Annotated in this window: 6 protein-coding genes; 4 read left to right on the forward strand and 2 right to left on the reverse strand. The window is 42.3% G+C overall.

All coding sequences use genetic code 11. The features are described from left to right. Positions 1–35: 35 nt before the first annotated feature. Positions 36–1,205, reverse strand: coding sequence for a vWA domain-containing protein (locus M3P07_RS12635; protein ID WP_249970273.1), 1,170 nt, complete (start codon positions 1,203–1,205; stop codon positions 36–38). Positions 1,206–1,216: 11 nt separating this feature from the next. Continuing rightward, positions 1,217–2,059: a DUF4349 domain-containing protein gene (locus M3P07_RS12640; protein WP_249970274.1), complete on the reverse strand. Its 843-nt coding sequence runs from the start codon at positions 2,057–2,059 to the stop codon at positions 1,217–1,219. 209 nt (positions 2,060–2,268) lie between these two features. Here M3P07_RS12640 and M3P07_RS12645 point away from each other — a divergent pair, with 209 nt between their 5' ends. The 4 genes from M3P07_RS12645 (at position 2,269) to fabD (ending at position 6,725) form a co-directional block, all read left to right on the forward strand. Beyond that, positions 2,269–4,482 carry a histidine kinase gene (locus M3P07_RS12645; RefSeq protein ID WP_249970275.1) on the forward strand — a complete coding sequence of 738 codons (2,214 nt, stop codon included), beginning with the start codon at positions 2,269–2,271 and terminating at the stop codon, positions 4,480–4,482. Then, positions 4,482–5,213: a LytR/AlgR family response regulator transcription factor gene (locus M3P07_RS12650; RefSeq protein WP_249970276.1), complete on the forward strand. Its 732-nt coding sequence runs from the start codon at positions 4,482–4,484 to the stop codon at positions 5,211–5,213. Before M3P07_RS12645 ends, M3P07_RS12650 begins: the two co-directional genes overlap by 1 nt. 11 nt (positions 5,214–5,224) lie before the next feature. Next, the gene (locus M3P07_RS12655) at positions 5,225–5,740 is read left to right on the forward strand and encodes a gamma carbonic anhydrase family protein (RefSeq protein ID WP_249970277.1); all 516 of its coding nucleotides are present in this window, start codon (positions 5,225–5,227) and stop codon (positions 5,738–5,740) included. A gap of 103 nt (positions 5,741–5,843) precedes the next feature. Next, positions 5,844–6,725, forward strand: coding sequence for an ACP S-malonyltransferase (fabD, locus tag M3P07_RS12660; RefSeq protein WP_249970278.1), 882 nt, complete (start codon positions 5,844–5,846; stop codon positions 6,723–6,725). Positions 6,726–6,994 lie beyond the last annotated feature (269 nt).

The raw sequence follows: 6,994 nt of genomic DNA on the forward strand, positions 1-6,994 counted from the left end.
AAGATGGACCATTTAAAACTACAATCAACACAAAACTAATCCCACTTGTAGTTTTTCTTTGCTGCCTGGGTTTTAATGGCGTTCAACATCGCATTTTCCAGTTCTCCGGTCTCGTCCTTTTGATTTTTGGCAATGTAGGCCTTGCGTTTCGCGTCCAATTCTTGGATTTGCTTTTGGATTTCCATTCGCTCCTGCTTCTTCGCCGACACATAATCCTTGATTTCCTTTTCGGATTTTCCCTTCAGTTCTGCGGGCAAATCTTGGTCTTTTAGTTCCGCTACCTCAAAATCTTCCTCTTCCATGGCATCAACCAAGTCCCATTTAGAGTTTTTATATAGCCTTGAACCTTTGCTAATGGACCTTTTTACAGCTACTCCCTTGTTTACGGAATATGCTTTGGAGTCCTCCGCTGCTTGCGCCGCTTCTTTTTGGGCTCCGAAATACCCGTAAGAGACATAGGTTTTGTTCAATTTTGCATTGAGTTGGATGATGATATCGTCATAAGGTGTTTCAATATGTACTACTTGACGATTGTGATCAATGGCCATATAATCTCCGCCGGTCAAGGTGGCACCGTTTTTCCAAGCTGTGGAGATACCTTGCTCATAATTTCCGCAGAAAATGGTATTTACAACCACATCCTTTTCCTTGGCATTATGGGCCGCATCCTTATAATTCAGTTTTCCTTGGGTAAAGGGTTCGTTCCCCGCGATGAATATCATTTTAAGATCATCGGCATTTTTGCCCCAATCCAATTGTTTTAGCGAGGTTTGAATGACTTCCCCACAGAATTCCTCTCCGCCATTGGTGGTCAAAGAGAACAACTTTTCCGAGATTTCGTCCAAGTCATCACTAAATCCCAAAACCTGCCTGATATAACCTTCACTGGAAGCCAAATTGTCGTTGCCGTATTCGTATAGGGCAATTTGCAGCGATGGTCGTGTCGCGTTCCCGCAGCGGGCATGGGTAAACTCGTTTACAATATCCCATAATTGGGCTTTGGCTTGGTTAATAAGCCCGTCCATACTGTTACTGGTATCGAGCAACAAGGCTATTTTTACAAATTGTTCCGCTGGTTTTTCGGCCACTGGGGTGGTCAACAAGGAAGCCGTTTCCTGTTTATGTGCATTTAGATTGCATCCGTATATCGTTCCTGCCGAGAGGATCATGATGCTTATTCCGAATAATTGTTTCAAAATTTTCATAGTTCAATGATTTAGATATTATTTTTTATTTTTTCGATGATCAGGGCCAGGAGATACGAGAACAGGGCGATCACGGTCAAAATCAACATGATCTTTAAATAAGTGCTGATACTCCATTCCATGGCGTTTTTGATAATTTGTAGGTGTTCAATTTGTAAGGGCTGACGTTCGGACAGCTCAAACTTTACTGTGCAAAACTCATTTTCCGAATCAAAACTGCCCAGACTTACGCCCAGTTCCTGAAGTTGCTGTTCAATCTCCAGAATTCTGTTTTCCAAGAGTATGTATTCATTTATTTCTCCGCTCTTTAGTTTTAGATCCTCTAGGGATCGTTTGGTTTCGGTCAACGATGCTCTCTTTGCTTTAAGTTCGTTGTATTCGTTGGTTTTGTCCTTTTTGGTGATTTCTTTGGAGGTAATGTTTCCAATGGCAATGAGATTATGGTACAGCTGATCGAAATTTTTAGGTGGAACCCCGATCACAAGATGCAAGTGTCGATACCCATCGTTTCCCGTTTTGTTTTCAAATTGGATAAGACCTTTTAAAGATTCAATCTGCTCCCTAAGCTGCTTTTCATCCTGGTCAAACTGATGGGTAGTTGCATCAATGTCCGCTATTTTTTCATATTTCTGATCAACATGTATTGCGGTTTGATTGGTTGCTGGATATTTGGTCGTCGCATAGTTCTTCCTTACTGCAATTTCAAGGGGAATTTCCATCGACATTTCAGTGTAAATGAAGGAATCGTTATAGGTAGGTTCGTTATAACCATAGATAAGCCTAAATAGGAATAGTAGTACCAGTCCTAAACTTAACCGTAAAATTGACTTTCTTAATTTGTGATACTTGGTCATTTGCTTCAATTTCAATGATGAACGGGATAAAACTATTCCCAACTTTTTTGAAATAAAATCGGGAATGAGTGAAAGCCCCCCTTTAGTTAGGGACTGCGCCAACTGGTTTTGTGAGGAGGTTAAAATGGCGGATCAATGGTCATTTTTGAGCGCAAGGCCATTTTTTAAAACGCTTTGGATGAATTAAGTTTACGGGAGTTTAATCCAAAATGAAGAATAGAAAATTCATAGTTCACCTTTTGCTTTTTTTCTCACTTGTGGGGGCCGCGCAACAGCAAAGTACCCGCGAAAGAGTAGAAATCAAGGGCTCTGTAAAGGGCAAGGAGAACTATGAGCCCATTTCTGGGGTGGAGGTATCAACGGACAAGGGGTACTTTACCACCACAAACCGTCAAGGGGAATTCAGCATTACGGCAACAATAGGGGATTACCTCATTTTTGAGAGTGAGGAATTTGAGACGGTTCGCCATCGGATTACTTCCGACGAGGATGTGGACGTGTTGGTCAAGGGTTATGAGTCCTCTGCGGTTTCAAGAAAAGAAAAACGTAGCAGTCCGTATTCCCGCAAGGTTGTAAATCATCAGCGATTTTTGGACTCGGCCAACCACTATAAAAGGACCAATCTTGAAAAAAGTATAGATTTTATTGCCCAATCCATAGGGCAATTAGGAAAAAGAGGCAATAAAACCGAACTGTCAAATGCGTTGACCGCCCTAGGTGAAATTTATGTCTACCATCAGCAGTACGATTTGGCCATCAGTAGTTATAAAGATGCCCTTGCTGCTCGAAGAACCGTAAAAACAGAGTTGTTGTTGGGTCAGGCCTATATTTTGAACAGCGAGTTTGAAATGGGGGCATCCATGTTGGCACCATTAATCGAAGTAAACGGATTGGTTCCTTACCAGCGAATCGAAATTTACGAGGGACTTGGGGATGCCCATAAGGGAATGGGTATTTCCCAAAAGGCCTTGGACTACTACGAGGAAGGTTTGCAGGTTGCCCAAAAAAATCAGATTTCCCCAAAGATAATTGACCTAAATTCCAAGATTGCGGACACCTACGCACGAGACAATAGGTTGGTGGAGGCCGAAGGCTTTTTTGCCAATTCCCTCAACCTTTCAAAAACCGTGGCCCCCGAGCGAAAAATCCAGGAAAACGAAAAAGTGGCGGACTTCTATAGCGAGAAAAATCGTTATGAGGACGAAATTCAACTGCGGAAGCAAAGCTTGAACGAACTGCAACAACTTCCTGGTTTAACAGTAAACAAGGACAACTCGGCAACAGGCCAGCTTGATTCGATTACTTCACAGCAAATAAACTACAAAATAGGGCGGGCCTACATTGCCCAGGATAAACTGGATGAGGCCATTCCCTATCTTCAGAAAAGCATTGTCGAGGCGGATAGCGAGGATGATTTGGTGGTAAAAAAAGATGCCACAAGACGGTTGTCCGAGGTCTACCGGTATAAGGGCGATTTTACCAAAGCTCTTGAGACCTATCAAGACTATGTTTCCGTCGTCGACAGTCTGTACGCCAGAAAAGAGCAGGAAATTTCCAGGGCTGCCCGCTTGAACCGGGAAATTGCTACCAAACAGAATCGTATTTCGAGCTTGGAGCAAGAACGGGAGCTATCGCAAAGTAAGTATAGCCTGGCCGTTACCGAGCAACAGTTGTTCGAGGAAACAAGCAAACGGCAAGGATGGATCATCTATTCCCTAATTTTTGGAATGGTGCTTATGGCTTTGACCGCTTTCCTGTTTTATAGAAACAATCAACAACAAAAGTTGGCAAACAACCTGTTGGCGCTTAAATCTTTGCGCACGCAGATGAATCCACATTTTATCTTTAATGCGCTCAACTCGGTGAACAACTACATCGCCAAGAGTGATGAACGCAGCGCAAATCGTTTCTTAAGTGATTTTTCGGTCCTAATGCGGAGTGTATTGGAAAATTCCGAGGAGGACTTTATTCCATTGCCCAAGGAGTTGGAGCTTTTGGAGCTTTATGTGAAACTGGAACATTCCCGATTTGCCGATAAGTTTGATTTTGAGATTGATATTGATGGAAAAACCGATATCGAAGCCTATGAAATTCCCCCAATGCTATTACAACCTTATATTGAAAATGCTATATGGCATGGCCTTAGATATAAAGAAGAAAAGGGATTTTTGAAGATTAACGTCAAGGAAATGGCCCAGGGCATATTGGAAATCGTTATTGAAGACAATGGGATAGGGAGGAAGAAATCGGCCGTACTAAAAACGGAAAATCAGAAAAAACAGAAATCCAAAGGGATGGGCAATATTAAAAAGAGGATTCAAATCCTGAATGACATGTACAAGAACAAGGTGGATGTGTCCATTACCGATTTGTATGATGACGAAACCGGAACCAAAGTAACCTTAAAGCTTAGAAAAGACTAATGGAGATGAGGGCAATAATTGTAGAGGATGAAGCCAATAGTAGAGAAATACTTCGGAATTATTTGGCCAAATATTGTAAAGGGGTGAAACTGGAGGGTGAAGCTTCCAATATCACCGAAGGTGTGGAGTTGATCAAGAGCAAGCAACCCGATTTGGTTTTTCTGGATGTGGAAATGCCTTTCGGCAATGCCTTTGATTTGCTGGATAAACTCCCGGAAAGAACTTTCGAAACCATATTTGTGACTGCCTACAATCACTACGCAATGGATGCTTTGAACAATCATGCTGCGTACTATCTGATGAAACCTATCAATATTGATGAGTTAATAAAAGGAGTGGACTATGTAAGGGAAGTAAAGGAAAGGGAGAATGCGCTCGAAGGTCAGGTCCTAAAGGCAAAACCAATAAAGGCCGAAGGGAAGATAACTTTACCACAACAGGATGGATTTCAAGTTTTGGAGGTCGGGGATATTTATTTTTGTAAAGCGGACGACAACTATACTGAAATCTACCTGGAGCACAAGAAAATTCTGGTGAGCAAGACCCTAAAATATTTTGAGGATGCATTGAGTTCCTATGCCTTTGCCAGAATCCATAAATCCTATTTGGTCAATGTGGCCGAGGTGGTCAAGTATAAGAAAGGAAAGGGGGGTAGCGTGGTTTTGTCCAATGGAAAAGAACTTTCCGTATCAGCATCAAAAAAAGCAGCTTTGCTATCGTATTTTCAATAGAATAAAAAGAAATGGTTATAAAATCGGTTAGGGGATTTACCCCAGAATTTGGCAATGATTGTTTTATTGCGGAAAATGCCACCATCGTTGGGGAGGTCAAAATGGGTGACCAATGTAGTATTTGGTTCAATGCAGTGGTTCGTGGGGATGTCAATTACATCAAAATGGGAAACAAGGTGAATGTTCAGGATGGAGCGGTAATCCACGGCACCTATCAAAAAGCCCCGACCACCATAGGAAACAATGTTTCCATCGGTCATAATGCGGTGGTACACGGATGTACCGTAAAAGACAATGTACTTATTGGAATGGGAAGTATTATTATGGATGGATGTGTTGTCGAAAGCAACTCCATAATAGCCGCAGGAGCTGTGGTGACCCAGGGGACCCACGTTGAAGCTGGCAGTATTTACGCCGGGATGCCAGCAAAAAAAATCAAGGATATTAGTCCAGAACTAAGTTCAGGGGAGATAGATCGAATTGCCAATGCCTATGTGACCTACTCGAGTTGGTTCAAGGAGCAATAGGTGTCATTTAGCCTGAAACCCAGGACCCGAAATCCCTAGCCAAAAATCCAACCCCCAACATTCTAAAATATCGCTATTTTAGCGAAATCAAAACTCGACCAAAATGAACGCTTATATTTTTCCTGGACAAGGTGCCCAATTTGTAGGGATGGGCCTAGATCTTTATGAAAACCACGCTCTAGCACAAGAATTGTTTGAACAAGCCAACGATATATTGGGTTTTTCCATTACAGACGTTATGTTTGAAGGTACTCCCGAAGATTTAAAACAGACCAAGGTTACACAGCCGGCCATATTTTTGCATTCGGTAATTCTAAGTAAGGTTTTGGGAGATGCGTTTAAACCAGACATGGTTGCAGGTCATTCCTTAGGAGAGTTTTCCGCCTTGGTGGCCAATGGCACCTTAAATTTTGAAGATGGCCTTAAGTTGGTTTCGCAAAGAGCTTTGGCCATGCAGAAGGCATGCGAAATAAAACCAAGTACCATGGCAGCCGTACTGGGATTGGCTGATGAGGTTGTGGAAGAAATATGTGGTAACACAGAAGGTATTGTGGTGCCTGCAAATTATAATTGCCCGGGCCAATTGGTTATTTCTGGGGAGGTTGAAGCAGTAAATGCAGCTTGTGAAAAACTAAAGGATGCTGGCGCAAGAAGGGCGCTTTTATTACCTGTTGGTGGAGCTTTTCACTCCCCATTGATGGAACCTGCAAGGGAAGAGTTGGCCTCCGCAATTGAGGCAACAAATTTTAATCAAGCTGGTTGCCCAATTTATCAGAATGTCACTACAACTGCGGTGACAAGTGCAGATGAAATCAAGCAAAACCTAATTCTGCAGTTGACCGCACCTGTTAAATGGACACAAAGTGTTCAGCAAATGGTAAAGGATGGAGGAAATTCATTCATCGAAGTGGGGCCAGGAAAAGTTTTGCAAGGCTTGGTAAGGAAGATTGAATCTGGGGTGGAAACTGCTTCTGCAGCGCTTTAGTCTGCGGTTAACCATGGGATAAACGTAGTTCATCCGAGAAACCTAGATTTAATCCACAAAGTTGGTGCTTTCCCTTAATTTTTTAGTAATATTGATTCTTCCCAAATAACCTACCTATGATGGAATAAAGAACCCAGCTGATAATCTTGAAATAGGTAATGTTAACCTTCTTAAAAAAAGCCTCACAAGCATCTGACTTCATTCTTTTTGGAAGAAAATCCTGGATTTTGGTTTTTTCCCTTGCCTTTGTTGGCATGGGTTACGGACAG

This window comes from Flagellimonas myxillae, assembly GCF_023502235.1.
Lineage (GTDB): Bacteria > Bacteroidota > Bacteroidia > Flavobacteriales > Flavobacteriaceae > Flagellimonas > Flagellimonas myxillae.

Bases quoted from the DNA above. Each gene is read 5' to 3' on its own strand.
- M3P07_RS12635 (WP_249970273.1), bottom strand. From the start codon at position 1,205: ATGAAAATTTTGAAACAATTATTCGGAATAAGCATCATGATCCTCTCG.
- M3P07_RS12640 (WP_249970274.1), bottom strand. From the start codon at position 2,059: ATGACCAAGTATCACAAATTAAGAAAGTCAATTTTACGGTTAAGTTTA.
- M3P07_RS12645 (WP_249970275.1), top strand. From the start codon at position 2,269: ATGAAGAATAGAAAATTCATAGTTCACCTTTTGCTTTTTTTCTCACTT.
- M3P07_RS12650 (WP_249970276.1), top strand. From the start codon at position 4,482: ATGGAGATGAGGGCAATAATTGTAGAGGATGAAGCCAATAGTAGAGAA.
- M3P07_RS12655 (WP_249970277.1), top strand. From the start codon at position 5,225: ATGGTTATAAAATCGGTTAGGGGATTTACCCCAGAATTTGGCAATGAT.
- fabD (WP_249970278.1), top strand. From the start codon at position 5,844: ATGAACGCTTATATTTTTCCTGGACAAGGTGCCCAATTTGTAGGGATG.